Here is a 24506-nt window from a genome sequence, read left to right on the forward strand (position 1 = left end):
CTATTTCGCAACAATGTTGCAAAATAGGGTCAAGCCTTTTATATTTGCATCATTGTTGCAAATATAAAAAGTCCAATGAAAAAACACCTTTATTACACCTCACTTGTAGCTTTGGGTATCACTGCTACGTTTAGTGCCTGCCACAATCACAACGATGTAGCCCCCGATGACAACCTTGAGCACAAATTTATCAGGGTCATGGTTAGTGATGAATCCACAACAGATATTTCGTATCTCAATCCTCGAACTGGTGGCGTCACATTTGAAAAAGCACTCTTCCCAAAATCCGCACTCTACACAACTGCCTCAGGACGGTTTGGGGTAGTTATTCACCGCGAAAACAATTCCGTGCAAGCCTTTGACACTGGTTTTGAACAACATAGCGACCACGTTGATGTCAAAGGAACGCCAAAATGGGCGGCCTTGGTTGGTCAAGGTAAACAACCTACTCACTTCAAAAGTAAAGGCAACGAAGTTATTATTTTCAATGATGGAGACGGAACGCTAGATGTTGCCCAAGAATCTGACTTCCACACTACTGGGGCTAAAATGAAAGCAATCAATGCGAATAACTTAGCGCATCACGGAGCAATGACCAAATTTGATAATGGCACTTATGCCATCACTGAAAAAGATGGCTCCGTAGCTGGAACGCTCCCCGAAAGAGTAAAAATTGTGGACGCCACTGGAAAACAAATTTTTGCATCAAGCCTACAAACAAAGGGTATCCACGGGAATGCGTCAGACGGTAAAGTCGCACTTTTCGGTTCTGCAAGTGGTATCTTGGTCGTTGACCAAGCAGGCACGCAGCGACTAATTCCCCATCCATCCGACTTCGGTACTGCGTGGTTTGGAACAATCTTAGAAGGTGGAAATACATTTGTGGGTTATACCGCCGCTATGGGTACTTATGTCATTGATGTTACCAATAGTAAAATTACCCCGATTGTTCTCAGCAAAGACATCATGCAGTGTAAAGTAGATTATGCTGGTAACGTTTTAGTGGTACTTCTCCACTCGGGAGAAGTACAATTATACAACATCAAAACCAACCAACTTATTAAGAGTGGGACAATACTTTCTGCCACTGACAAAGGGGAAACTCAAAAACCACAAATTGAGGCTACTTCAAAGTATCTTTACGTAACCCAACCTAAAACTGGCGAAATCATTCAAATTGAAATTGCCAACTTTTCAAATACGAAAAAAGTAAAGGTTTCTGGTACTCCTTATCGTCTTGCCATTGTTGGTATTGAATCAAGTGCAGAACACTAAAAGTTGAGCTATGTCATCCCACACACACGACGTCATCATCATTGGTGGTAGCTTTGCGGGTCTTTCGGCGGCGATGGGTCTTGGGCGCGCGCTACGAAACGTGCTTATCATTGATAATCAATTGCCTTGCAATCGCCAAACACCTCATTCTCACAACTTTCTGACGCAAGATGGAGAGCCACCCCTCCGTATTTTAGAAAAAGCACGTCAACAAGTACTTGCCTATTCTACCATCGAATGGAAAATAGGAACAGCCGTTCAAGCCCATAAAAGTGAAGCTGGGTTCGAAGTAGTTCTTCAAAGTGGCGAAAGCTACGGGGCTAAAAAACTCTTGTTTGCCACGGGCATCAAAGATAACTTGGAGACATTCAAAGGACTTTCAGCTTGTTGGGGTATTTCGGTCATTCATTGCCCCTATTGCCACGGGTTTGAGGTAAAAAATACCCCAACGGCCGTCATTGGCAATGGCGACGAAGGTTTTGAATACGTAAAAATGATCTCTAATTGGACCAAAGAGTTGACGCTCTGTACAAACGGCCCGTCAACCTTGAGTCCAGAACAACGTTTGAAATTGGCTAAAAATGGCATTCAAATGATTGAAGGCGAAATCGACGAGTTTGTACACCAAAATGGGCAGATTGAGCACCTTTTACTCAAAAACCAAGAAAAACCACCCGTACAGGCGGTCTATTATCGTCCCTCGTTTGTTCAACACACTGATCTCCCTGCCCAACTTGGCTGCGAACTGACCCCACAAGGTTATATTCAAGTCAATGAAATGCAGCAAACCAGCCAACCTGGCATACTGGCCGCTGGCGACAACACCTCCCCTTTTCGTTCGGTGGCCAATGCCGTCGCCAAGGGCTCGATGGCAGCGGCGGTTTTGAATCGAGAACTCATTGAAGAGTCGTTTTAAATATTTTTTTCATTTTTTTTGCAGTTGATGCAACCTTCTTGCTTGAGATTGCATCTTATAGACATAACAGCAAGTTGAAAGCAAAGCAATCCATGAAATAAGTAAAACAAAAGGCAGTAGTTAGGAGCATTGATTTTGCCTAACTGCTGCCTTTTGTCACAAATAAGCAGTTTTTACAGCCAAAACCGCTTATCTAAAAAAATCTACCGCTTATGTAAAAAAAGGTAGCTTGCAATGCACAGTACTATACCTTTGAAGCGGTAATTAATAACAGCCATTTTAAACAGTAGCCATGAAAACTTCTAGCAGCTTCATCGCAGCATTCGTTTTGCTTTGTTCCAATGTGATTGCACAGTCTCCTTCAAAGGGGAAAATCACGGGAGATGTAAAAGAATCAGCAACAAAACCACTTCCTTTCGCCACGGTTTTGTTGCTTAACGCCAAGGACTCTACCCTCGCCAAAGGGGCTATTTCGAGCGAATCTGGCACTTACGAATTTGAAAACATTTCGCTTGGTCGGTATTTGATTTCGGCCACCATGGTAGGTTTCCAGAAATCATTCTCAGCGCCTTTTGAACTAAAAGAAGGCCAACTTAGCCTGAAAGTCCCCTCGCTTATCGTTGCCGAAAACACCCAAACGCTTCAAGAGGTGAAGGTAGTTTCAAAAAAACCATTTGTAGAGCAACAAGTCGATCGCATGGTTGTCAACGTTGAAAACAACATTGGTTCGGCGGGTGGAACCGCCCTCGAAGTGCTTGAAAAAGCCCCAGGTGTGACCATCGACCGCCAAAACGACCGCCTCCAGTTTAAAGGTCGCCAAGGAGTGATGGTGATGATTGATGGGAAGTTGCAACAAATTTCGATGCAAGATTTGATGAATATGTTGCAGTCGATGCCGAGTGATAACGTTGAGAAAATTGAACTTATCTCCAACCCTCCTGCCAAATACGATGCCGCTGGAAATACGGGTCTTATCAACATTGTATTGAAGAAAAACAAAAATTTTGGAACGAACGGAAACTATACGTTGGGAGCAGGTTATGGCCGCTATGAGAAACTAAACGGATCGCTAGGGCTCAACTACCGCAATGCCAAATACAATGCGTTTGGAAACGTAAGTGTTTTTCACGGGCGCTTCCAAAATACCCAAGACATCGACCGTACAATTGCATTTCAAGACCAAGTTACGTACATGGATCAAAACAGTCCACGCGTAGGAAATCCGCAAAATGTGAGTTTTCGGGGCGGGGTTGACTTTTTTGTCACCCAAAAAACGACCATCGGGGTATTAGCCACTGGTTTTCTCAACCAGTTTAAAATGAATGGTGTTTCAAGAACGGATTTTCGCGATAAAAACCAAACACTAACGAGCCGTTTTGAAACAGATACTTACAACCACAACCGTTTGGATAATTATACAGCCAACGTCAACCTTAAACATGATTTAGGACAAGGACGTGAGCTGACTGCCGATGCTGATTACTCGATTTTTAATGGCAACTCTGGCAATGATTTACGTACGACCTACTTCTCCCCTAGCGATGAAATCACCAGCAAGGATGTATTCAGAAACATCATGCCTTCAAACATTCAAATCGCGGGTGCAAAAATTGACTATATCCACCCTCTTAAAAAAGGAAAAATAGAAACAGGTGCCAAAAGTAGCTTTGTGAATACCGACAACGACATGCGTTTTGAAACCCAAGTAGATAACGTTTGGACGCTTGACCCAACTCGCTCTAACCAGTTCATTTACAAAGAAAACATCAATGCTGCTTATCTTAATTATAGCACGTCATTGAACAAAAAAACGCAGGTACAATTGGGCTTCCGCGCCGAGCATACTCATTCGCAGGGTAACTCAGTGACGCTCAACAACGTCGTGGATCGCAACTACGTCAACTTGTTCCCAAGTGTGTTTGTTTCTCGTTCGCTCGATACCAACAACGTCTTGAACGTCTCGTACAGCCGCCGTATCGACCGTCCCAATTACCGCAACTTGAACCCGTTCCAGTTTTTCCTTGACCCTTATACGTTCCAACAAGGAAATCCGAACTTGCGTCCACAGTTTACCAATTCGTTCCAAATTACCCACGTCTTCAAAGGCGCATTTTCAACCTCCTTGGGATACAGTCGCATCAATGACGTGATTGCCGACCAAATTCCGAAACAAATTGCGTCAGAAAACAAGACCTACGTAACCACCGAAAACTTAGACCACCAAGACAGTTATAACCTGACCTTTAGTATTCCTGTGACGGTTAAAAAATGGTGGACGATGCAAAACAACATCAGCGCGTTTTACAACCGCTACCGCTCGTTCTACTACGGTGCCGACCTCGACTTGGGGCAATTTGGAGCAACGGTATTTATGACCAACAACTTCACTTTACCGAAAGGATACACGGCCGAATTGAGCGGTTTTTGGAACTCGCCAACCCAATATAACCTCTTACAAGCCAAGGCTCAAGGACAAATCAGTGCTGGTTTTGCCAAGTCGTTATGGAACCGCAAAGCCTCTCTGCGCGTAAACGTGAACGATATTTTCTTCTTGAACCGCTTTGCAGGAACGGTGAAATACCAAGATTTGAATTTCAAAGTATATTCTCGCTGGGAAAGCCGCCAAGTGCGGGTATCATTTACCTATCGTTTCGGAAATCAAAACGTGAAAGCAGCTCGCCAACGTAGCACAAGTACCGACGACATCCGCAACCGCGCCAACTCGGGTCAGAACTAGCAAAAAACAAGGGTCGGAAAACGAACCCGCCCTTTCAACGATATTTTAGTTTAGGTTAAGAAAACGTCGGAAAGCCATGCTTTGATTAAGGCATGGCTTTTTTTATTTTGGCTTTTTAGTACCTTGTTGCCCTATTTTTACGTTAAACATTGGAATTAAACCTCCCTCAATTAAACAAAACGCCATGACAAAAACCGCTACTCTCCGAGTAACACTGCTCCATTTGAACCGCTTCTTTGGTTTTTTACTTGTCCTCTGTGGCTTTTCGGCCTTCTCTCAAGAAAAATCCTTGCTCTGGGAAGTATCAGGAAATGGGCTCGCCAAACCGTCCTATGTTTACGGAACTATTCACATGATTTGCCCCAAAGATTACCTCATGACCGACTCAACCAAATCGACCTTTGGGAGAGCGGAACAAGTTTATCTGGAATTGGACATGGACGACCCAACGTTAATGACCAAGATGATGCAAACCTCCATGCTGACCAACGGTAAAAAACTCAAAGACTATCTGTCGGAAGATGACTATGCTGTTTTGGACACTTATTTTAAAGAACGTCTCAAAATGAGTCTTGCCATGTACAACGGCCTGAAGCCTTTCACGGTTATGTCCATGATTTACATGACTTTCCTCGACTGCCAGCCTCAATCCTACGAATTGATGTTTACCCAAATGGCCACAAACGCCAAAAAAGAGTTATTAGGGTTAGAAACCGTTGAATTTCAGATGGGCGTTTTTGACCAAATTCCGTACGAAAAACAAGCGGCCTTGCTCGTGGACATGGTTCGAAAAAAAGAAGAGTCGTCCAAAGAGTTTGAAAAAATGGTGGCCTTGTACAAAGCCCAAGACCTAGAAGCGCTCGTCAAGCTGATGGACGATAGCGACTGGGATTTCAACGGATACGAGGACATTTTGCTCGCTAATCGGAATGCCAATTGGATTCCAATTATGGAAAAGGCCATGCAGTCGAAATCATCATTTTTTGCCGTAGGTGCAGGACATCTTGGTGGTGAAAAAGGTGTTTTGAGTTTACTTAAAAAGAAAGGATATTCGGTAAAACCAATTTTATAAAATGAAAAAAAACGCATTGCTTCTCTTGTTCACCCTTTTGTTCTCAATCATTTCCCGCGCCCAAACCGTCGATGAAGTGATTGAAAATTACTTGAAAGCCATTGGGGGTAAAGAGAAGTTACTTTCCCTAAAAACACTTCGAACAACGGGTTTTCTAAAAATGCAAGGAATGGAAATCCCTTATATTCAGCAACAAAAAGCGCCCAACTTACAACGCTCGGTTGCTTTGTTTCAAGAAAAGAGTATCTATCAAAACTGTTTTGATGGAACAACGGGCTGGCATACCAATCCGAAAACGTTACAATTAGAAAAGTTAACGACCGAAGAGAGTGAAACCTTAAAAGCTGACATTCAAATGCTTGACCCATTTGTTAATTATGCCGAACGTGGATACAGCGTAACTTTGGAAGGAAAAATGCTGGTTGAGGGCAAAGATTGTTACCGTGTGCGCTTGCTCAAAAAACCACCGCCAATGACCAACGCTACCGTGGCAGAATTGTCGAGTTTCTACTTTTTCGATACCAAAACTTATTTACCTGTTTTAGTACGAAATGCCATTAAAAAAGGGACAGGAAAAGGCGGATATATGGACACGTATTTAAGTAAATTTCAGACGGTCAACGACATGGTTTTTCCGTTTGAAATTACTCAAAAAATCAATGGGAAGACCACCCTTTCCATCTCTGTCACCCAAGTAGAAACCAACCTTGATTTGACAGATCAAGAATTTGCATTTCCAGGCTAACTCCCCTTTCAAAGTTTAATCCTCACAAGAACCTGAAACTTGGAAAGGCTTATTAACGCACAAACAATCTTTCCAAGTTTATCCTCACAAGAACCTGAAACTTGGAAAGGCTCCAGTTTTTTTACTCTTTCACAAACTCCTTCACGTCCACGCCCTGTTTAAAACTCAGTTTGTTTTCGGTTGGCTTAAACTGCACCGTTGCAAAGGCTTTAGGAATGCTAAAAGTATGATTTCCAATGTATTTCATTTTAAACTCAACGTCTGAATTAATCACCCTTGCTACAAGTTTTTTGTCTTTTTGAGCGAATGTCAGTTTATAATCACTTCCAGGTTGGGTGTACACCCCCACGTAGGGCTCAAGTGGCATTTTTCTAATTTCTTCCGCCAAATTAAGGATCGTAGCCACCTCGTCAATTCGCTCAACTTTATCTACATTTTCGAGTCGTGCCATGAGTCCCCAGCCATAAAAATCGTTGGCCACTGCGATGAGAAGCTCGTTTTCTCCTTTTTTAAGATTGAGCTTGGCCACCGTATTGGTAATCGCAAGTCGGCCACCTGGGATTTTCCGCATTCCTACTTGGGGAAACAGGTTTTTGTCAACCAACACCATTTCATTGTTGAGATACACCCAGATTTCGTCGTTAAAGCCTATCTGCAAATTTGTAAAGGTGGGTTCTGAAGCCGTTATTGTCGTTTTAAGCCAAACGAGTTTACGCTGTGGCGTAGCACCAAAGCGTCGGGTTAGGTTAAGCAAGCCCGCCGTTTCAGCGTCGATGCTTTCCAAAAAATCTTCCGCATCTGGTAAGTTTTCAGCAAACGTTTCGTTGCCTTTGGGAAACAAAACAGGCGTCGAAATTGCCCATTTACGGAGGTACTGCCCATCATGTTTGGTCATATCAGTTCCTTCATAGCTGGCGAGTCCTTCGGTTTCGTTGGGCTTAATTTGGAGATTTGTGATGTACCCTTCTCCCTCAAAAGCGATGCTGCCTTCGGCCATTGTTCCTTCCAGTTTCGGAACTTCTAATACCGTATTGACCATATCGTTCACATACACCTTCATTTGTTTACCCGAAATGACCAACTTCATGTGATTCCACTCCCCCGTTTTGGCCATGGCAGGGGCTTGGTACTGCGGATAAATGTCCCACATATTGACCCCATCAAAATAGGGCGCGTACTGTATGCCTTGATTGGCCAGTTTACTCCCGATTCGAGGTACACGCAGGTAAACAATTTCTTGTTCTTTGGCATCTTTTCGGTGAAAATAGACCGACGACGCAAACTCAGCAGGATGGGGTTCTATGTCAAATTCAATCGTGCCATCTTTAAACACGAAGTCTTTTAACACCACTTGCCCCGACAATGAACCAATTTTCATGGCTTTTTTACCTTTATAATCCAAAAATGTCACTTTTCCCGCCTGAAAATCCCAGCGTTCGGGTACGAGTAAATTTGAATTATCTGTTAATTTTGGGGAAGAAACGGTTTTGTTTTTTTGTGCAATCCCTTGAAGAGACACGACCATCAACATAAACGAAAGCAATTTTTTCATAGACGAATAGCTGTATAGTTTTTAAAATTTCATCAAAAGTCGGCGAATCCGTCCGTTCTAGCTGGTTCAAACTTGTTTCAAGTTAAGTTCAAGATCATTTCAATGCCGTTTTGCCTTATTTTTGCCCCCTATGAACACAACAGCCATTCATCTACCGATTTCCAAGCTCAAATCCCAGATGGAAGCGCACCTTCAATGGGGCGAAAGCAGCGTTTGGAATAATTACGACTTTGAAAAACTCAGCGAACAGATTACTGAAAGAACAAGTGTGTCGTTGAGCGTATCAACTTTGAAGCGGATATTTGGGAAAGTCAGCTACAAAAGCGAGCCTTCCATGACCACCCTCAACGCCCTTGCGCAGTTTTTGGACTACGAAGATTGGCGTGATTTTTTGGTTAAAAATCCAGAAAAAACCGAAGCCCCTCCCCCAACAGTTATCACAACACCGCCCGTTTCGCTTCCACCTTTACCTATCCCCAAAACTAGTTTTTGGAATCGTCAGCGCTGGGCTTTGGTGGCACTGGTCGTTGTTTCGTTAAGCATTTTTAGTTTTTATTTTCTTTCGAGCAAACCCAAATACAATCCCAACGATTTTAGCTTTTCGTCAAAAACAATGCTCACCGAAGGATTGCCCAACTCGGTGGTATTTGACTTTGACGCAACCAGCGCCAACCCTCAAGATTCGGTATTCATTTCGCAATCGTGGGACGTGCGGCGTAAGGTATTGGTCAATAAAAACGACAAACATCATTCATCCATCTACTTTTACCCTGGGTATTTCCGAGCAAAATTGATGATTGGGAAGGAAATCATTAAAGAGCACGACATTCAAATCAAAACCGACGGCTGGCTTGGCGTCGTTGAAGCAGATTGGGGTATTGAACCTTTGTATTTCAAGCCATCAGACATCGTAAAAACCCCCGTCGTTGAGATAGATAAACCCGTGTTCGACAAGTACAACGTTCCATTAAACCCAACCCCGCCCAAGATTCGGTTGTTTAATCAGAAAGACCTCAAGGGCATAATGACGGACAATTTCATCTTTGAAACTGAAGTGAAAAGTGGCCTCCCCGAAGGTAGCAATGCTTGCCAGAACGTGACCGTGATGTTGCAAGCCAGAAACGATATTATGATGGTGCCCCTCACGAGCGTTGGTTGTGTTGGCGATATTTCATTGGCGGCTTTTGGGTATTATGTAGCAAGTAACAAGGCCGATTTGAGTGGTTTTGGCTGCACGCCCAACGAATGGACCAAGCTCAAGATTGAATGTAAACGGGGCGAAATGAAAATTTTTGTCAACAACAAACTGGCTTATACCGCCAAAGTTGAGAATCCTCCCACCGACATCGTCGGCGTTCAGTACCGCTTCAACGGCCCCTGCGCCGTGCGAAATACTTGGCTAGAGGGGACTACTGGAAAGGTAGTCTTTTAACGCATTCATTTTTTACCCGTGTGATTCTGTAAGAAAAAATCACTCAACAAGCTGGGCAAAAAGTTGTTGAAGCGTATCTTCTGGATTTTGGCACAAGCCAGGATGCACAGGAGAAGACTGAATAATGGTACTTCGGGTTGAAGTAAGCCACCGAAACCGCTCAGCTATCGAAAGTTGTCCAATACGTCCACCTTCCTTTCGACCTGCACAAATACGCTCAAAAGTACGTAGCCGCTCCCTTAATTCATTGCAACAAACGGTTGACCCAAATACCTTGAGTCGGTCTTCGTTGAGGAGAAATTTGGTTTGTAAAAACCCTTGCGAAGGGCAATATAAGATAACCCCAACGTTGAGAAATTCCTCACGCTCTACCCGCGGAACAAAGCGGATGACGGCATACTCAAACAAGTAATTTTCTGGCATTTTGGGTTTCGTTGACAAAAATTTCTGACGCAGCTAGGCGCGTTTCTAAAAATTGAATATATACTTGACGACGCTCCTCAGCAGTCATCGAATTGGAGGCATCCATAAGCCATTCATCAGGAACAAGGCTAACAATCTCCCGAATACGTTCTGTGGTAAGTTTAGCCTTAAACTCTTCATCTACAGCCTTTAATTCGGACGCTTGCGGAAGCAAAACATGGTCTTTGATGGGAGCAAAAGGGCGCTTTGCCTGTTGTTCCCAATTGTCCCATGAATGATGAAAATACAAAGCCGCACCGTGGTCGATGAGCCAAAGTTCTTTGTGCCACATCAACATATTGGTGTTTCGCGACGTACGGTCAACGTTGGTGATAAGGCAATCGAACCAAACCACTTGCGAAGCTAATTTTGGCTCAATGGTGGTTACCAATGCATCGTACGTAATGGCAGCCGACAAAAAATGCAAGGCCAAATTTAGTCCCACGCTGGCTTTCAATAAGTCCTGAATTTCTTCGTCGGGCTCCGCACGACTGAAGGCAATGTCGAGTTCGGTAAAGACAAGTTCTGGAATTTTAAACCCCAAAGTTCGCGCAAGTTCACCCGCGATAAGCTCCGCGATGAGTGCTTTGGGCCCTTGCCCAGCTCCACGAAATTTCATAACGTACAAAAAACCGTCGTCAGCTTCGACAAGGGCAGGGAGCGAACCGCCTTCACGCAAGGGCGTAACATAACGCGTTACGTTGACAGTTCGGAGGGGAGAAAAAGTTGGACTCATTCGTCTTTATGCTAAACCACCTCCACAAAATGGGAGGCAGGATTGATTGAAGCTGGAAAGTTAGGGGGTTTTTAAGACATTTGGTAGTAGTTTGTTCCCAAATCCTTGCATTTTCATCCCGACAATGTGTAGTTTTATCACTTTGATTTTCTTACAAAAAGGCATGAAGCTAGTTTTGAGCCAGAAACAAAAGAAAATGTAACCACTATGAAACCAACTCGTTTTTATTTATCAATTTTTTTCGGCTTTGGCATAGGGGTTTTTATATACAGCACCCTTTTTGGGGAGTTTTACCCCGTTTTTGAAAGCTTTTTTGATTCAAAAATACCGTCTCTGCCGCTTTTTGAAAATATTGTCAATACCACAGACTGGCTTAATGCCCTCATAAAGCCAACCGCCATCGCGAGCTTTGCGACTGTTTTTCAGTGGATTGCAGATAAGACCAAGGCGCGGCGGCAAGAAAAGAAATAAAGGCGCTATTGAAGATGTTTCACCAACTCTTCTTTTCCAATGTAACCCACATTTTTCCAAACCATTGTTTTGTTTTTAAAAACAAGCACGGTAGGAAGTCCCTCGATGCTAAGCTGAGAGGCCAATTCGCCACTGTCGTCGGCATTGATGCGCACGACTTCCACTTTATCACCCATTTCGGTTTTAATTTCCTCTAAATAAGGGGCCATTTTTTTGCAAGGTGCACACCAATCGGCATAAAAATCAATCAAAACTAACTTAGGTGAATTAAGTGCCGCATCAAATTGGTCGCGGTTCATGCCCGCAGGCTTGGCTACACTTACGTTGGCCGTGGTTTCGGGTAGTTGTGCCGCACGCCAGGCCATCATTCCATTTTCCATTTCGAAGACATTTTTAAAGCCAAAACTGCGCATTTTTTCGGCGGCAGCAGCACTGCGAGCACCACTCAAACAATACACCAAAATGGGTTTATCGCGCTCAAAACCATCAATTTTATTTTCAAAACTATTGGAATTCCAGTCAATGTTATGAGCGTTTTCGAGGTGTCCTTGGGCGTACTCTTCGGGCGTTCGTACGTCCACTATTGTCAATTTAGGGTTGTCTTTGATTCTTTTGTAGGCTTCTACGGCAGAAATAGTCCCATTTTCATTGGCTGTTGACGTCGAATTGGTTGACGTTTGTTCGTTTGATTGTGTTCCACAGGCACTAAGAATACCTGTTAGATAAATTGCGAGAATGAGTGTGTATTTATTCATTACTTTTTGAAAATTATGCAACAACCTCTTCGGTCATTAGTTCGATTTCGGGTTGAAAGATAATACGAGATTTAACAGAATTGCTAATCAAACATGCTGCTTCTGATTTTTGAAGCACTTTGAGAGCGCGCTCGCGCTGGTCTTCTGAAAAAATACCCAACGAAGGCATAAGGGTAATCTCGCTAATCATGTATTTTCCCTCAACTACTTCCAATTTCCCAACGGCTTTGGAAGAAAAGGAAGCATAAGAAAGCTTTGAATTTTCGGCAATGGCCAAAAAAGTTGTCATCAAACAACTGTTCACAGCAGCTACTAACAGGTGTTCGGGCGACCAAATCCCTGCCATGCCTTTGGGGAATTCGGGAGGAGTCGCTACTTCAATTTCCTCGTTCAAAACGCTTGAACTCATGATACCTTTGCGGTCGTTTTCCCAACGAACCGTTACGTCATAAAAATGTTCTTGTGCCATAATTTTGGTGTTTTAATCCTAATGGTGGCACAAAGATGAACGCAAAAATAAAACTGGTCAGCAACATTTGTCACATAAAACAAAGACCTTCCAAGTTTTAAAACTTGGAAGGTCTTGCGCTTAAACACAAAGTTTCTAAAACTTGGAAGGTCTAGCAATCAGGAATAGCAATTTTCTATCCCGTTTTTTTACGTGCTGCCGACGCTATATCGTCAAGGGCATGAACCAGTCGATCGAGGTCTTTGGGGGTGTGATACACGTGCGGTGTTACCCGAACCCCTTTTATGTTTTCCCACTCAATACCCGTCGTATGAATCTTGAATTTGTTATAAAGTTGCCCGTCTAATTCCGACGTTTTAAGCCCATCAACCGACACCAAGGCGATAGCGCAGGCGTATTTTGGATTGGGCGAAGTGTGTATTTTTACGCCAGGGATTTGACGCGCTTTATCCGTCCAATACCGCTGTAAATAGTGCGCACGGGCTTGCTTTCTGGCCGTCCCGATAGAAAGTTGAAAGTCAGCAGCTGAACCAATCGCCATTTCGGAGGCAAACGACCGCGTGCCTAAACTTTCAAATTTGCGAATATCGGGGCCATCAGGCTCGTTGTTGGAAAGCAAGGCCCAGACCTTAGAAATTTTATCTTTTTTGACGTACATCATGCCACTACCAAAAGGCGCACACAGCCATTTGTGAAGGCTAGTCGCGTAATAATCGCAGCCCAAATCAGGAATTTTAAAATCTAACAAAGCAAACGTATGTGCCCCATCGGCAATGACCTCGATGCCACGTTTGTGGGCTTCGTCGGCAATTTTGCGAACGGGCTGAATTTGGCCTACCCAGTTAATCATGTGCGTAATGTGTACCACCTTGGTTTTGGACGTAAACGCACTGACAAATTTATCGACAAAATAGGCGTCGTTTTCTTGGGGCAAATCAAGATTAATCCAGACCAACTTAATGCCGTCACGCTTTTCGCGCTGTTTCCAAGCATTAATCATATTGGGATAGTCTTGCTTGGTCAACACAACTTCGTCGCCAGGTTTTAAATCAAGTCCAAAAATGACCGTGTTTAAACCTTCGGTGGCATTACGGTTGATGGCAATTTCTTCGGCGTCGCAACCCGCCAAATCGGCAAGTTTACTGCGGAGCGCTTCACGGCCTTGGTCCAAAATCCGCCACATGTAGTAGCTTGGGGCTTCGTTGCAGTATTGGTAAAACCGAATGTGGGCATCCTGAACCGAACGCGGCTGCGGACAAACGCCGCCGTTGTTGAGGTTAAGCAAATTAGGCGAAACGGTATATTCGGTTTTGACCCAAGCCCAAAAGTCTTCATTCTGAGCGGCTTCTACGGGGGGTAAATGCCCGATTTGGCGATTGAGGGTTTCAAAATTGTTCGCTTCGGCAGATGTAAGAAAAGGAGGAAGACTGAGCGCACCTGCGGTAGCACCAAGCGAGCCCAAAAATTGACGACGGTTAAACATTCGATTGTGAGTTTTTGAAATGTAATGCGGCTTACAATACTACAAAAAACTGATTAAAAAGGCTACTGAAATCGGGTTAAAAAACAATAGAAAATACCTCAGTAGAATGCCCGTTAAATAAATGCTTTGGCAAACTATGCGATAAACGGTATATGATTTTCTATATTTGTGACTAGATTTATATCCGTTTAACCATTACAAATCATCTAACATCTCTACTCATTTATGAAACAGCTTCGTTTAACATCTGCACTTTTGGTACTTTTAATGGCTTTTGTCATTACCTCATGTAGCAAAAAAGACGAACCAGAACCTTCGATGGGCGACCAAGTCGCTGGCACATATACCCTCACCAAAGTTACGGTTAGTGGGTTTACTGCCGATATGCCGTTTACCAATCCTACCACGGGAGTTACGCTTTCTGGAAAGATTGTGGCAACAAAAGTAGCTGACGACAAAGCAACGGCCATTCTTACCCTTACTGATAAAGATGCCTCAGGAAAAGTTACCGACGATGTATCTAATTTGGGTGAAGTAACGCTCAAAAAAGCAGCTACGGGCGAAATTGAAGCCTACAGCGGTACTATAAAAGTAGCTACTTATACTGGTGGATTGCTCACTATTTCGGCGGTTGATGCTGATTTAGGCCCCATCTCTTTTGTTGGGAAGAAAAACTAATTTCCTATACTCAGCGGTTCTAGTGCTGTTGGTTACTTAACCCCAACGCATGAGGTTTCTCAAAACTGAAATAATCGAGGTTTTGAGAAACCTCCTAGTCAGATTTAAGAATCTGACTACACACTTGATTTGAGAATCTGACTACACGGCTTTCACTTCTTACATTACTTCTTCTTTGGATGGGATTGATACCGCGCCACCTGCACGGGTAACGCAAATGGCGGATGCTTGGGTGGCTTTTTGGAGGCAAGTATCTAAGGTTTCACCCAATGCCCAGTTAGCCAAAAAATAACCAATAAAGGTGTCTCCTGCGGCGGTGGTATCTATCGCTTTTACTTTTTTAGCATTAATGGATCTAATTTCAGACGCATGTTGGTAGCGTGCCCCTTTGTCGCCCAACGTCAGAAGGGTAGCTGCATTGGGAAATTGTTCTGCCATTTTTTGCAAAATACCCTCTGCTGTATTTTTGTTGGTTAGTTCTTCCCCTTCTACTTCATTGATGATAAAAACGGCAATGGTTTCCAAAGGCAATTCAAAAACACTGGGCGTCATGGGGGCAGGATTAAAGAAAATTTTCAGCCCACGTTCGGAAGCCGCAAGGAGCAATTCGGGCAAAGCATTGATTTCATTTTGTACCAATAAAATATCCCCTTTTTCAAAATGCTGAAGCACATCATGGATATGGGAAGAATGGATAGCCTGATTAGCCCCACCGTGAATGATGATGGCATTTTGTCCGCTAGGCTCCACCTGAATAATGGCATGGCCCGTAGGGCCGTCAGAAATCGTTAAGAAATCAACGTTTACTCCCCAATCGTTCAACTGGTTTTTTATCCATATTCCATCTTCTCCAATAGCCCCTGCGTGATAGACTTGCACGCCTGCTTTGGCCAATGCCACACTTTGATTACAGCCTTTGCCCCCCATGAAAACTTGGTACGAAGTACTGGCAATTGTTTCAGCGGGTTTTACAAAATGGGGAACTCCATACACATAGTCGATGTTGATAGAACCAAAATTTAAGATTTTCATATATTTTTGGAAACGTTAGTCAAAATTAAATTTGATTGATTTTGCTAACTTTACCAAATCCACCTATACATTCTCCCATGATTCACGAAAATTTACTGCTTATTGTTACCCTTTTGATGGCCGTGTCGATGCTGTCGATGCTCAGTGAAAAGCTAAAGGTGCCGTATCCCATTTTTTTGGTGCTTGCAGGCTTGGTGATTAGTTTTATCCCTGGCATTCCAGTTGTGACGTTGAATCCCGACATCGTTTTTCTCATCTTTTTACCTCCCATTCTCTACGCAGCGGCTTGGAATACTTCATGGCGAGAGTTTTGGGCGGCACGACGAACGATTAGCATGATGGCCTTTGGACTCGTATTTTTTACTTCCACGGCGGTTGCGCTCGTCATGCAGTTGCTCATTCCCGATTTTCCGTTGGCACTCGGTTTTTTGTTGGGGGGCATCATTTCACCTCCCGATGCAGTGGCAGCGACGTCGGTGCTACAAACCGTAAAAGTACCTAAGCGTGTCGTCACTATTTTAGAGGGTGAAAGCCTCATCAACGATGCGTCGTCATTGATTGTTTTTCGATTTGCGTTAGCAGCTGCTTTGACGGGAGAATTTACGTTTTCCAACGCGGCCACAAACTTTTTTGTGGTAGCAGGGGTGGGCGTGTTTATTGGGCTTTTGTTTGGCTTTGCGCTTTTTTATATCCACAAATACCTGCCCACCACGGCCAGTATTGACACTTCTTTGACCGTTATTTCTCCTTATTTGATGTACATCGTTGCTGAGTATTTTCACACTTCGGGGGTAATGGCAGTGGTAAGTGGCGGGTTGTTTTTGAGCTATCGCTCGCACGAAATGTTTTCCTACAATACCCGCATTCAAGCCTATTCAGTGTGGGATGTTTTTATATTTATCCTCAATGGATTTGTCTTTATCCTGATTGGCCTACAGCTCCCCGCTATTTTTACGGCGCTTCAGTTGTACTCCTTGGCCGAACTTGTTTTTTATGGGTTAGTGATAAGTGTATTAGTGGTGCTTATTCGGCTAATGTGGGTATTTTCTGGCATGTATTTGTCGTGTTTTTTCAACAAAAGAGAGCGCAAATTGAGTTGGCGAAATGAGTTTTTGATTGCTTGGAGTGGTATGCGGGGCGTAGTTTCGTTGGCATCTGCGTTGGCCATTCCTTTGACCTTGGAGGGAGGCGCGCACTTTCCCCACCGCGACCTACTACTTTTCATCACCTTTGTTGTGATTTTGTTTACGTTGGTATTTCAAGGGCTCAGTTTATCGCCCATTATTCGTTGGTTGAAAATCAGCGAAGAAGAAAACGAAGATAAAGAGCAAGAGGTGGAGATTCGGCTTCGTTTGGCAGATGCAGCGCTCAATCATTTGCAAACCAACTACGTTGCAGAACTCGAAACCATTGATGCCTATGGCCGCATCAAAGATCGGTACCAACGAATGTCCGAAATTGCCAATCAGAAATTATTAAAAGAAGATACCGAAAAGGCCGTGCCGCACTTTTTGCCCAAATACCGCCGTATGTTGCTGGAGTTGGTCAATGTACGCCGCCGAGAGCTTTATAAACTACGAAACGAGAAAAGCTATTCGGATGAATTGCTTCGCCGAAAAGAGCACGAATTAGACTTGGAAGAGGCCCGATTGAACGAATAAGGGCAACCTAAAATGGGCTATTTCTACGTTGAATTTCAGCTTGGAGGTTCTTGAGTTTATGAGTGGCATTACGCCCAATAATAAAAGCCGCAACCATCAAAATGACGGGAAGGAATTTGCCATTGTGCGTAGCGGAGTAAATGGCAATACCAACCAAAAAGCCAACAAAAATCGCCATCGGGATACGTTGCGACTTTAGCTTTTTTTCTTCTGCCCTCAATTCTTCGAGCGTTAAGCGCCCATAATCTTTTGTGCCAAACGGATTTTCCATGTTTAACGTGGGTTTGTTTGGCACAAAGATAAGTAGCAGTCGTTACGGTTTATAATAATCTGCCACTTTGTACTTTTTAAGGTTGGATACCCACTGTCCATTTCTTAGTTCACGGGTCGTCACTTTTACAGTTTCTCCATCAGAAGCTTCTTCAACTTCACGTACTTTTTTGAGGCCCTTTCTAAAAACAACTTCGTACTCGGTCTTTAGAAGCAAACAGCAACCTGATTTTTCCTTACAAATCAAACGTTTACGCGCGTGGTTCACCTCGAACATTCCCAAATTATCTACGACCAAATCAGTCAATTCTTCGCTTTTGACAAAACGTTGTTTCGTACTGTTGAACACATAAATGTCGTACGTTGGTGCTCCATAACTGCCGTTGTTACCGTTCCGAATGGCAAGGTCAGTTTGATTATCAAAGTTAAAATCATCAAACTTTAGTACTTGCTGTTGGTCGTATTTTATGACATTGTTTTTACCCCTCACAATATCAAAACCAATATTTTTCGACGTAAATACTTGAGAAATACCTTTTTTTATGCTGGATATTAACTCTATCGTCCCCTTTCCATGGCAGTTGGATTCTGTACATTTTTCGACCTTCACCTTGGCCGTATAATTGTGGGGAGCTTGGGTAATTAGAAATGTATGCTGCGCCCATAACGCATTTGAGACAGTTATATATAGAAGAAAAGGAAACCACTTTGCCATTTGCGAGATGATACGAATTATACTTTCAAGTTCATTTTGAGGGTGAAAATACGTTAAAATTTGCTCAGCTTCAATGTAGCCAAGTCAGGGTGTACGAATAAATGCAGGGTTTAGAAGCATTTATTCTAAAACACATAGAGCACATTAGAATAAACACATAGTAAACATAAAAGACAGCCTCGCCACCTGCAAAATTTCGTACACCCAGAACCGCTCTACTTCTTCCGCTGTGCGGCCATCCATTCCATGATGGTGGTAGGGCGGCCGTTGAGGCGAACGAGCGAGCCGTCGTAGTCGAGTTGGGCGTGGTTTACGTGCGAGTAAATCCACGACCAGTGTCCGTTGTAGTAATAATTGTCGCCACCAAAAAAGCCCGAAAGATCAGTGACGTGGTCGTAGTAGCTGAAATACACGTTTTTAGCACCTGCCTTTTTCAAGCGCTCGTACACGGGCACTACCGTCAAATCAGGCTTAGTCGTGGCGTCTTCTTTGCAGTGGATAAACCACATCGGCACATTTTTGATGCTGCTGATTTGGGCGTCGGTTATGTACTGCGATTGGTAGGCCAAGGCACTAATATAACCCGCCGCAAAATACGCAGGTTCTTTTAAAATTAACTTGAGCGCCATGTAGCCACCGTTTGAGCAGCCACCCACGTAAATACGCTTAGAATCAATGTCGGGGTGTTGGGCCACATACGCTTTGATGAGCGCCATCAACCCTACGTTATATACGTCCTCACCCGAGCCAGGCTGCATCACGCCCTCTTTGTTGTGCATCCACGCGCCAGGGCACTGAGGCACCAATACGTAGGCAGCGCCAAAGTATTTTTGAATATCGACAGAGGCATAGTTGAACGCTTTGTTGCCAATTAGCGGAATAGTGGGGTCGGTGCCACCCTCACCACCACCGTGCAACCAAATAATCAAGGGATTTTTGGCTGACTTATTTTTGGGGGCAAAGGCCGCGTACGACATGGTTTTGCCCGCTTCGTACTCGTATTTCCCTGTCAAATCAAACTCGTCGATGCCTGGACGAACTCTTGCTTTTTCTTTGTTCCACACCTGATTGGTTTTGGTGTTGGTAGCGGTTACTTGATAGTTGACCCACGAATTACCTCGACATTGGCCACTCTGCGAGTACTGAAAAGGCGAAGAGAGAGGCATGTTGGGCGCTACGGCCAGCACGAGCGTAGCGTGCGAACCCTCTTTGATTCGATTACCTTGGGCGTCGGAAATGTAGGCAAAGACCACCGTCCGATTGCCGCTTTTGAGGGCATCGGGAATCGTGGCGCAGTCCGAACTCCGCGTTACGGCAACGGTAAAATCTTTAAAATCGACATTGGTTGAAGGCGCATCAAGCGCAACAATCACTTTGCTGACTGCGGGGCCCCAATCGTAGCCTTCCACCACGAGGGTGTAGTCGCTCGAAGATTGAGCTTGGGCGGAAGTCCCTAAAAAAAGTGCGCACACAAGCGCAATACAAATGACTTTGGTAAGGTGTAATACTTTCATGAAAGGTTAAAGATTAAGTAAACCGCCAAAGTTAGCATTTATGCCGAGGGAAAGGAATTTAACACAAAGTTATTCACGCAAAGTCACAGGCATCTGAGCTTCTTAGCGACTTTGCGTGAAGACAACACTGTATTTACGCCTTGCGTACAAACTCCGATTTGAGTCCCATCGAACCAAAACCGTCGATTTTGCAGTCGATGTTATGGTCGCCTTCGGTGAGGCGGATGTTTTTCACTTTCGTGCCCGCTTTGATGGGCTTTGGCGCACCTTTCACGGGTAAATCCTTGATAACCACTACCGAATCACCGTTTTGAAGGACGTTTCCGTTGGCATCTAGTACGTTCAATTCACCCTCTACCACTTCTACCTCCGCATCTTCGGGGTTCCATTCGTGAAAACATTCGGGGCACACCAACAAACCATCGCTTGGATAAGCGTATTCGCTACCGCATTTGGGACAAGGAGGAAATTCTGACATAGGAAGGTTTTATTTTGATTAGGCCGCAAAAGTAGAAAAATTAGCCACAAAAAGACATATAAAAGTACTTCCCAACAATTTATCCTGCATTCCGCACGCCACTAAACGCAGGTAAATTGTCCATGATATTGGTTTGACGATGCTGCAATCCCCACTCAATCATAGTATCAATTACCCTGTGCAATTGTTCCCCCGATTCGGTGAGTTCGTACTCTACCGTGACTGGAATGGTATTATAGACCTTCCGACTGATAATGCCATTGGCTTCCAAATCTTTCAATTCTTGAGAAAGCATCCGTGGAGTGATTTTGGGGATTTCACGCTCAATTTCTTTAAAGCGTTTTTTACCAAACAACAACGTCCCAATGATGGGCATTTTCCACTTCCCCTGAAAAGCGTTGAGGGTATCTTGCACGGCCAAAACGTAGGAGACGGGGCATTTTTTTACATTTTCGACAGACCTCAGTGATTGTATCATGTTGTTAGTCAGGTTGCTATACTTTATGATAGTGCTATACTTTTGTATATCGCTATATTTTCCATAGCAAAGATAACCTACTTTTGTGACCATCAAAAACATTTTTCACATAAACTTTTACAACAATGATATTAGTAACAGGCGCCACAGGACAACTCGGAGGCAGTGTAGTTGAAAATTTACTTACAAAAGTACCCGCCAGCGAAATCGCGGTATTGGTACGGGATGCGGCAAAAGCCGAACACCTCGCTGCCCAAGGGGTGGACGTCCGTGTAGGCAGCTATTTTGACAAAGCATCGTTGGCATCGGCATTGCAGGGCATCGAAAAGGTGCTTTTGGTTTCTTCCAACGATTTTAATGACCGTTTGGGGCAACACAAAAACGTGGTGGATGCTGCCAAAAATGCGGGTGTAAAGCATATTTTATATACGGGGGTGGCGATGAAAGACATTAACGAGTCGCCCTTGAAGCCTTTGTTGGGCGATCATTTCCAGACGGAAGATTACATCAAAGAAAGCGGATTGACGTACACATTTCTCCAAAACAACCTCTATTTCGAAGTTATTCCGATGTTTGTAGGGGCGGGGGTGTTGGAAACGGGTATTTTCTTCCCAGCAGGAAATGGAAAAGTAGCCTTTGCGGCCCGTCAAGAATTGGCAAAAGCGACTGCCACAATTTTGACAACCGAAGGTCACGAAAACCAAACCTATCCATTGACAGGTTCAGAAGCGTATTCGTTTGAAGAAATTGCGGCTGAACTTTCAATTTTATCGGGTAAAAATGTACCATACGTAAGTCCCGAACCTGCGGCATTTGAGGGCGCTTTGAAACAATTTGGCTTACCAGAGGGGATTATTTTGATGTCGGTGCTGTTTGCCGCAGCGGTAAAAAACGAAGATTTCGACCAGCCTTCACCTATCCTTGAAACTATTTTGGGCCACAAAACAATGCCTTTGGCAGCCTTTTTGAAAGAAGCCTTTGCCTTGGAAACGGTTTAGTAGTGCCGTCGGTTGCTCATTGTAGTGCCGTCGGTTGCTCATTGTAGTGCCGTCGGTTACTCATGGTAGTGCCGTCGGTTACTCATGGTAGTGCCGTCGGTTGCTCATTGTAGTGCCGTCGGTTGCTCACAACCGACGCTTGAGGTTTCTCAAAACCTCGCTTACGGAACTGATTTTTTCGCTGTACATTCGGTTATGATTAACCGAATGTACAGCCGAGGTTTTGAGAAACCTCGGACACGCGGGAAACCTCGGGCACGCAGAAAACCTCGGGCACGCGGGAAACTTCGGGTTCATGTTTTTTTGCAGAATTTACCGTTATTTTAGGGAAGAAAACCCTTACTACGATGGAACGCAAGGAATTTATTCAATCACTTCTAACACTCTCTGCCATGGGAACCTTGAGCAGTTTTAAACAATATACCGATACTTTGCCTACGCAAAGCACCCGAATGCCCGTGTTGTTTACGTCGCATGGGAGCCCAATGGACATCCCTTTATCGAAAGAACAGCGACCTTTTTGGAATGCACTGTTTCAGTTGGGGCTTGATTTGCAGAAAAAATACGAAGTGAAAGCGGCCTTGGTTGTTTCGGCACACTGGTGTTCGAGGGGTACGTTTGTGAATATTTCGCCCGAGCAACAGCAAATCTACGATTACTACGGTTTTCCGAAACATTATTACGACCCCAAGTACCATGCACATGGAGCACCAGACATTGCGAAAGAGGTAACCAAAATTATTCCTTCTGTGCAAGAAACTACCGAGTGGGGACTCGACCACGGCGCGTGGCCTATGCTGATGCACCTATTTCCCAATGCCAATATTCCTGTGTTTCAGATGAGTATTAGCTACTACGAAACACCTCAGTACCATTATGAATTGGGCAAACAGCTCAAATCCTTGCGCGAAAAGGGTGTTTTAATCATCGGTAGTGGCTCGTTGATTCATAATCTTCAAATCCTTGGCCCCAAAATGCGGTCGGGCGACATGACGCCATTTGGCTGGGAAGCAGAGTATGATGAATGGATAAAAAATCAGATTAGTGAACGGAACGTTGGGAACATTATCAAGTACGAAACGAGCCATAAACTGGGCAAATTGGCGGCTCCCACTCCCGACCATTTTGTGCCCGTTTTGTACAGCCTTGGACTGATGGATCCTAAAGACGAACTACGGTATTTTTACCAAGGAAAACCCAACCTACCTGCCTTCAGCGAGCGGAGTTTTGTATTGAGTTAGAAGGGGTTGACTTTCTGGGAAAGTGCGAGCTAATTGGCGAACCCAACGGTTCGCCAATTAGTTTTTATACCTATTTGACTTTATATCCCAAACAACCCTATCAGCCCATTTTATGAAACGTATCTCTTCTATCGACACCGTAAGAGGCATTGTGATGGTCATTATGGCCCTCGACCATATTCGTGATTTGATTCACATTCCTTCCCAAACTCTTGATCCTACCAACTTAACGACCACCACTGCATCCATTTTTATGGCACGGTGGGTTACGCATTTTTGCGCGCCGATATTTGTGTTTTTGGCAGGAACCTCCGCTTATTTATCTTCCCAAAAAGAAGGTAACCACTTGTTTTTAATCAAGCGTGGGTTGTGGCTGGTGTTGCTAGAATTCACCGTTATTACCTTTGGTATTTGGTGGGATATTCAATTCAATGTATTTCTGTTTCAGGTCATTGCAGCCATCGGACTTAGTTTCGTCATACTTGGTTTCTTGCACCGCGTATCTGCTTCAACTTTGGGCGTTGTAGGTGTGGCTATTATGGTGCTTCACGGGGCATTTGCGCTTTTACCTGAAGGTTCGGCGTTGCGAACTATTTTGACGCCTATCTTTTCGGTAACTGCCTTGCCGTTACCTGCTTCTAAAACGCTCATTATGGGCTATCCTCTTATTCCTTGGCTGGGCATTATGTTGGCAGGATACGGCGCTGGAAGTTATTTTAAAAAGCCTGCCCAAGAACGAAAACAGATTTTTTTAAAACTGGGAGGGGCTGCCCTAGTTGCTTTTGTGGTGCTTCGTTTTACCAATATTTTACTCGACCCGCAGCCTTGGTCGGCTCAAAAAGATAGCTTATTTACGTTCCTATCTTTCATCAATGTCACCAAATACCCACCTTCCTTGTTGTACGATTTGATGACGTTAGGAACAATGTTTTTGCTTTTGTACTGCTTTGAAAGTACTGAAAACGCCTTCAGTCGTTTTTTTACTACCTACGGCAAAGTCCCCATGTTTTATTATTTATTGCATTGGTACATCGTCCATTTAACCATGTTTGCCATTCTTTTTGCGCAAGGGTTTGAGGTCAAAGATTTTGAATTTGGGTTCAGTTTTGGCCGCCCCAAAGCCGCCAATGGCTTGCCGCTCTGGGGCGTGTATTTGGTGTGGATAGGTATTGTCGGAGTGCTGTATCCGTTGTGCCAATGGTTTGGGAAATACAAAAAGGCAAATACCCAAAAAACATGGCTACGGTATATTTAAGCGTTAAAGCACAACGGGGCCGCCCTTTAGGTTTGTACTATGGTAAAATTTCAAGATTGAGTATTTTTAACAAACAGTACC

At 44.0% G+C, this 24506-nt stretch carries 24 protein-coding genes; 12 read left to right on the plus strand and 12 right to left on the minus strand.

Annotated elements, in window-relative coordinates; genetic code table 11:
* Window positions 1-75 precede the first annotated feature (75 nt).
* From AC23N5_RS21820 to AC23N5_RS21840, 5 genes are all read left to right on the plus strand, one after another.
* Window positions 76-1275: a hypothetical protein gene (locus AC23N5_RS21820; RefSeq protein ID WP_487757242.1), complete on the plus strand. Its 1200-nt coding sequence runs from the start codon at window positions 76-78 to the stop codon at window positions 1273-1275.
* Window positions 1276-1285: 10 nt separating this feature from the next.
* Entirely contained in the window at window positions 1286-2191 is a 906-nt protein-coding gene (locus AC23N5_RS21825; protein ID WP_487757243.1) for an NAD(P)/FAD-dependent oxidoreductase, read from the plus strand.
* 292 nt (window positions 2192-2483) lie between these two features.
* On the plus strand, window positions 2484-4928 hold the full coding sequence (locus AC23N5_RS21830) for an outer membrane beta-barrel protein (RefSeq protein ID WP_487757244.1): 2445 nt from the start codon (window positions 2484-2486) through the stop codon (window positions 4926-4928).
* A gap of 184 nt (window positions 4929-5112) precedes the next feature.
* Window positions 5113-6000, plus strand: a complete 888-nt coding sequence (locus AC23N5_RS21835) for a TraB/GumN family protein (RefSeq protein ID WP_487757245.1) — start codon at window positions 5113-5115, stop codon at window positions 5998-6000.
* A gap of 1 nt (window position 6001) precedes the next feature.
* Window positions 6002-6745, plus strand: a complete 744-nt coding sequence (locus tag AC23N5_RS21840) for a hypothetical protein (protein ID WP_487757246.1) — start codon at window positions 6002-6004, stop codon at window positions 6743-6745.
* Window positions 6746-6866: 121 nt separating this feature from the next.
* On the opposite strand, the gene AC23N5_RS21845 is transcribed toward AC23N5_RS21840, so the two are convergent.
* Window positions 6867-8297 carry a 3-keto-alpha-glucoside-1,2-lyase-like domain-containing protein gene (locus tag AC23N5_RS21845; RefSeq protein ID WP_487757247.1) on the minus strand — a complete coding sequence of 477 codons (1431 nt, stop codon included), beginning with the start codon at window positions 8295-8297 and terminating at the stop codon, window positions 6867-6869.
* A 130-nt stretch (window positions 8298-8427) separates the two neighbouring features.
* Here AC23N5_RS21845 and AC23N5_RS21850 point away from each other — a divergent pair, with 130 nt between their 5' ends.
* Window positions 8428-9729, plus strand: coding sequence for a hypothetical protein (locus AC23N5_RS21850; protein WP_487757248.1), 1302 nt, complete (start codon window positions 8428-8430; stop codon window positions 9727-9729).
* Window positions 9730-9768: 39 nt separating this feature from the next.
* Here the strand turns inward: AC23N5_RS21850 and AC23N5_RS21855 are convergent, their stop codons facing one another.
* Window positions 9769-10152 carry a DUF3037 domain-containing protein gene (locus AC23N5_RS21855; protein WP_183973118.1) on the minus strand — a complete coding sequence of 128 codons (384 nt, stop codon included), beginning with the start codon at window positions 10150-10152 and terminating at the stop codon, window positions 9769-9771.
* Complete coding sequence (locus tag AC23N5_RS21860; RefSeq protein ID WP_487757249.1) at window positions 10130-10927, minus strand: HipA family kinase; 798 nt, start codon at window positions 10925-10927, stop codon at window positions 10130-10132. Before AC23N5_RS21860 ends, AC23N5_RS21855 begins: the two co-directional genes overlap by 23 nt.
* A gap of 207 nt (window positions 10928-11134) precedes the next feature.
* Here AC23N5_RS21860 and AC23N5_RS21865 point away from each other — a divergent pair, with 207 nt between their 5' ends.
* Window positions 11135-11398, plus strand: coding sequence for a hypothetical protein (locus AC23N5_RS21865; protein ID WP_487757250.1), 264 nt, complete (start codon window positions 11135-11137; stop codon window positions 11396-11398).
* A 5-nt stretch (window positions 11399-11403) separates the two neighbouring features.
* Here AC23N5_RS21865 and AC23N5_RS21870 read toward each other — a convergent pair whose 3' ends face one another.
* The 3 genes from AC23N5_RS21870 to AC23N5_RS21880 form a co-directional block, all read right to left on the minus strand.
* Window positions 11404-12153 (minus strand): thioredoxin domain-containing protein, encoded by a 750-nt coding sequence (locus AC23N5_RS21870; protein WP_487757251.1) that lies wholly within the window; start codon window positions 12151-12153, stop codon window positions 11404-11406.
* A gap of 13 nt (window positions 12154-12166) precedes the next feature.
* Window positions 12167-12622: an OsmC family protein gene (locus tag AC23N5_RS21875; protein ID WP_487757252.1), complete on the minus strand. Its 456-nt coding sequence runs from the start codon at window positions 12620-12622 to the stop codon at window positions 12167-12169.
* Between the two features lie 175 nt (window positions 12623-12797).
* Entirely contained in the window at window positions 12798-14105 is a 1308-nt protein-coding gene (locus AC23N5_RS21880; protein ID WP_487757253.1) for an aminotransferase class V-fold PLP-dependent enzyme, read from the minus strand.
* A gap of 225 nt (window positions 14106-14330) precedes the next feature.
* Between AC23N5_RS21880 and AC23N5_RS21885 the strand changes: the two genes are divergently transcribed.
* On the plus strand, window positions 14331-14783 hold the full coding sequence (locus tag AC23N5_RS21885; RefSeq protein WP_487757254.1) for a hypothetical protein: 453 nt from the start codon (window positions 14331-14333) through the stop codon (window positions 14781-14783).
* Window positions 14784-14942: 159 nt separating this feature from the next.
* Here AC23N5_RS21885 and AC23N5_RS21890 read toward each other — a convergent pair whose 3' ends face one another.
* The gene (locus tag AC23N5_RS21890) at window positions 14943-15815 is read right to left on the minus strand and encodes a ribokinase (protein ID WP_487757255.1); all 873 of its coding nucleotides are present in this window, start codon (window positions 15813-15815) and stop codon (window positions 14943-14945) included.
* A gap of 77 nt (window positions 15816-15892) precedes the next feature.
* On the opposite strand from AC23N5_RS21890, the gene AC23N5_RS21895 reads away from it, so the two are divergent.
* Window positions 15893-17476 (plus strand): Na+/H+ antiporter, encoded by a 1584-nt coding sequence (locus AC23N5_RS21895; protein ID WP_183980223.1) that lies wholly within the window; start codon window positions 15893-15895, stop codon window positions 17474-17476.
* A gap of 7 nt (window positions 17477-17483) precedes the next feature.
* Here AC23N5_RS21895 and AC23N5_RS21900 read toward each other — a convergent pair whose 3' ends face one another.
* The 5 genes from AC23N5_RS21900 to AC23N5_RS21920 form a co-directional block, all read right to left on the minus strand.
* Window positions 17484-17747, minus strand: coding sequence for a hypothetical protein (locus tag AC23N5_RS21900; protein WP_487757256.1), 264 nt, complete (start codon window positions 17745-17747; stop codon window positions 17484-17486).
* A gap of 42 nt (window positions 17748-17789) precedes the next feature.
* On the minus strand, window positions 17790-18461 hold the full coding sequence (locus tag AC23N5_RS21905) for an XAC2610-related protein (protein WP_487757257.1): 672 nt from the start codon (window positions 18459-18461) through the stop codon (window positions 17790-17792).
* Window positions 18462-18676: 215 nt separating this feature from the next.
* A complete protein-coding gene (locus AC23N5_RS21910) occupies window positions 18677-19975 on the minus strand; it encodes a prolyl oligopeptidase family serine peptidase (RefSeq protein ID WP_487757258.1) in 1299 nt (432 codons plus the stop codon).
* A 133-nt stretch (window positions 19976-20108) separates the two neighbouring features.
* A complete protein-coding gene (locus AC23N5_RS21915) occupies window positions 20109-20453 on the minus strand; it encodes a zinc ribbon domain-containing protein YjdM (RefSeq protein WP_487757259.1) in 345 nt (114 codons plus the stop codon).
* 79 nt (window positions 20454-20532) lie between these two features.
* The gene (locus AC23N5_RS21920; RefSeq protein ID WP_487757260.1) at window positions 20533-20931 is read right to left on the minus strand and encodes a winged helix-turn-helix transcriptional regulator; all 399 of its coding nucleotides are present in this window, start codon (window positions 20929-20931) and stop codon (window positions 20533-20535) included.
* Window positions 20932-21056: 125 nt separating this feature from the next.
* Here AC23N5_RS21920 and AC23N5_RS21925 point away from each other — a divergent pair, with 125 nt between their 5' ends.
* The 3 genes from AC23N5_RS21925 (at window position 21057) to AC23N5_RS21935 (ending at window position 24425) form a co-directional block, all read left to right on the plus strand.
* Complete coding sequence (locus AC23N5_RS21925; protein ID WP_487757261.1) at window positions 21057-21929, plus strand: SDR family oxidoreductase; 873 nt, start codon at window positions 21057-21059, stop codon at window positions 21927-21929.
* 347 nt (window positions 21930-22276) lie between these two features.
* Complete coding sequence (locus AC23N5_RS21930) at window positions 22277-23170, plus strand: dioxygenase family protein (protein WP_487757262.1); 894 nt, start codon at window positions 22277-22279, stop codon at window positions 23168-23170.
* A 112-nt stretch (window positions 23171-23282) separates the two neighbouring features.
* Window positions 23283-24425 carry an acetyltransferase domain-containing protein gene (locus AC23N5_RS21935; RefSeq protein ID WP_487757263.1) on the plus strand — a complete coding sequence of 381 codons (1143 nt, stop codon included), beginning with the start codon at window positions 23283-23285 and terminating at the stop codon, window positions 24423-24425.
* Window positions 24426-24506 lie beyond the last annotated feature (81 nt).

Source organism: Runella sp. R5_40, from assembly GCF_057652295.1.

Bases quoted from the DNA above. Each gene is read 5' to 3' on its own strand.
- AC23N5_RS21905 (WP_487757257.1), bottom strand. From the start codon at position 18,461: ATGGCAAAGTGGTTTCCTTTTCTTCTATATATAACTGTCTCAAATGCG.
- AC23N5_RS21910 (WP_487757258.1), bottom strand. From the start codon at position 19,975: ATGAAAGTATTACACCTTACCAAAGTCATTTGTATTGCGCTTGTGTGC.
- AC23N5_RS21845 (WP_487757247.1), bottom strand. From the start codon at position 8,297: ATGAAAAAATTGCTTTCGTTTATGTTGATGGTCGTGTCTCTTCAAGGG.
- AC23N5_RS21855 (WP_183973118.1), bottom strand. From the start codon at position 10,152: ATGCCAGAAAATTACTTGTTTGAGTATGCCGTCATCCGCTTTGTTCCG.
- AC23N5_RS21870 (WP_487757251.1), bottom strand. From the start codon at position 12,153: ATGAATAAATACACACTCATTCTCGCAATTTATCTAACAGGTATTCTT.
- AC23N5_RS21885 (WP_487757254.1), top strand. From the start codon at position 14,331: ATGAAACAGCTTCGTTTAACATCTGCACTTTTGGTACTTTTAATGGCT.
- AC23N5_RS21830 (WP_487757244.1), top strand. From the start codon at position 2,484: ATGAAAACTTCTAGCAGCTTCATCGCAGCATTCGTTTTGCTTTGTTCC.
- AC23N5_RS21925 (WP_487757261.1), top strand. From the start codon at position 21,057: ATGATATTAGTAACAGGCGCCACAGGACAACTCGGAGGCAGTGTAGTT.
- AC23N5_RS21850 (WP_487757248.1), top strand. From the start codon at position 8,428: ATGAACACAACAGCCATTCATCTACCGATTTCCAAGCTCAAATCCCAG.
- AC23N5_RS21835 (WP_487757245.1), top strand. From the start codon at position 5,113: ATGACAAAAACCGCTACTCTCCGAGTAACACTGCTCCATTTGAACCGC.
- AC23N5_RS21890 (WP_487757255.1), bottom strand. From the start codon at position 15,815: ATGAAAATCTTAAATTTTGGTTCTATCAACATCGACTATGTGTATGGA.
- AC23N5_RS21930 (WP_487757262.1), top strand. From the start codon at position 22,277: ATGGAACGCAAGGAATTTATTCAATCACTTCTAACACTCTCTGCCATG.
- AC23N5_RS21880 (WP_487757253.1), bottom strand. From the start codon at position 14,105: ATGTTTAACCGTCGTCAATTTTTGGGCTCGCTTGGTGCTACCGCAGGT.
- AC23N5_RS21865 (WP_487757250.1), top strand. From the start codon at position 11,135: ATGAAACCAACTCGTTTTTATTTATCAATTTTTTTCGGCTTTGGCATA.
- AC23N5_RS21860 (WP_487757249.1), bottom strand. From the start codon at position 10,927: ATGAGTCCAACTTTTTCTCCCCTCCGAACTGTCAACGTAACGCGTTAT.
- AC23N5_RS21820 (WP_487757242.1), top strand. From the start codon at position 76: ATGAAAAAACACCTTTATTACACCTCACTTGTAGCTTTGGGTATCACT.
- AC23N5_RS21840 (WP_487757246.1), top strand. From the start codon at position 6,002: ATGAAAAAAAACGCATTGCTTCTCTTGTTCACCCTTTTGTTCTCAATC.
- AC23N5_RS21895 (WP_183980223.1), top strand. From the start codon at position 15,893: ATGATTCACGAAAATTTACTGCTTATTGTTACCCTTTTGATGGCCGTG.
- AC23N5_RS21900 (WP_487757256.1), bottom strand. From the start codon at position 17,747: ATGGAAAATCCGTTTGGCACAAAAGATTATGGGCGCTTAACGCTCGAA.
- AC23N5_RS21920 (WP_487757260.1), bottom strand. From the start codon at position 20,931: ATGATACAATCACTGAGGTCTGTCGAAAATGTAAAAAAATGCCCCGTC.
- AC23N5_RS21875 (WP_487757252.1), bottom strand. From the start codon at position 12,622: ATGGCACAAGAACATTTTTATGACGTAACGGTTCGTTGGGAAAACGAC.
- AC23N5_RS21915 (WP_487757259.1), bottom strand. From the start codon at position 20,453: ATGTCAGAATTTCCTCCTTGTCCCAAATGCGGTAGCGAATACGCTTAT.
- AC23N5_RS21935 (WP_487757263.1), top strand. From the start codon at position 23,283: ATGAAACGTATCTCTTCTATCGACACCGTAAGAGGCATTGTGATGGTC.
- AC23N5_RS21825 (WP_487757243.1), top strand. From the start codon at position 1,286: ATGTCATCCCACACACACGACGTCATCATCATTGGTGGTAGCTTTGCG.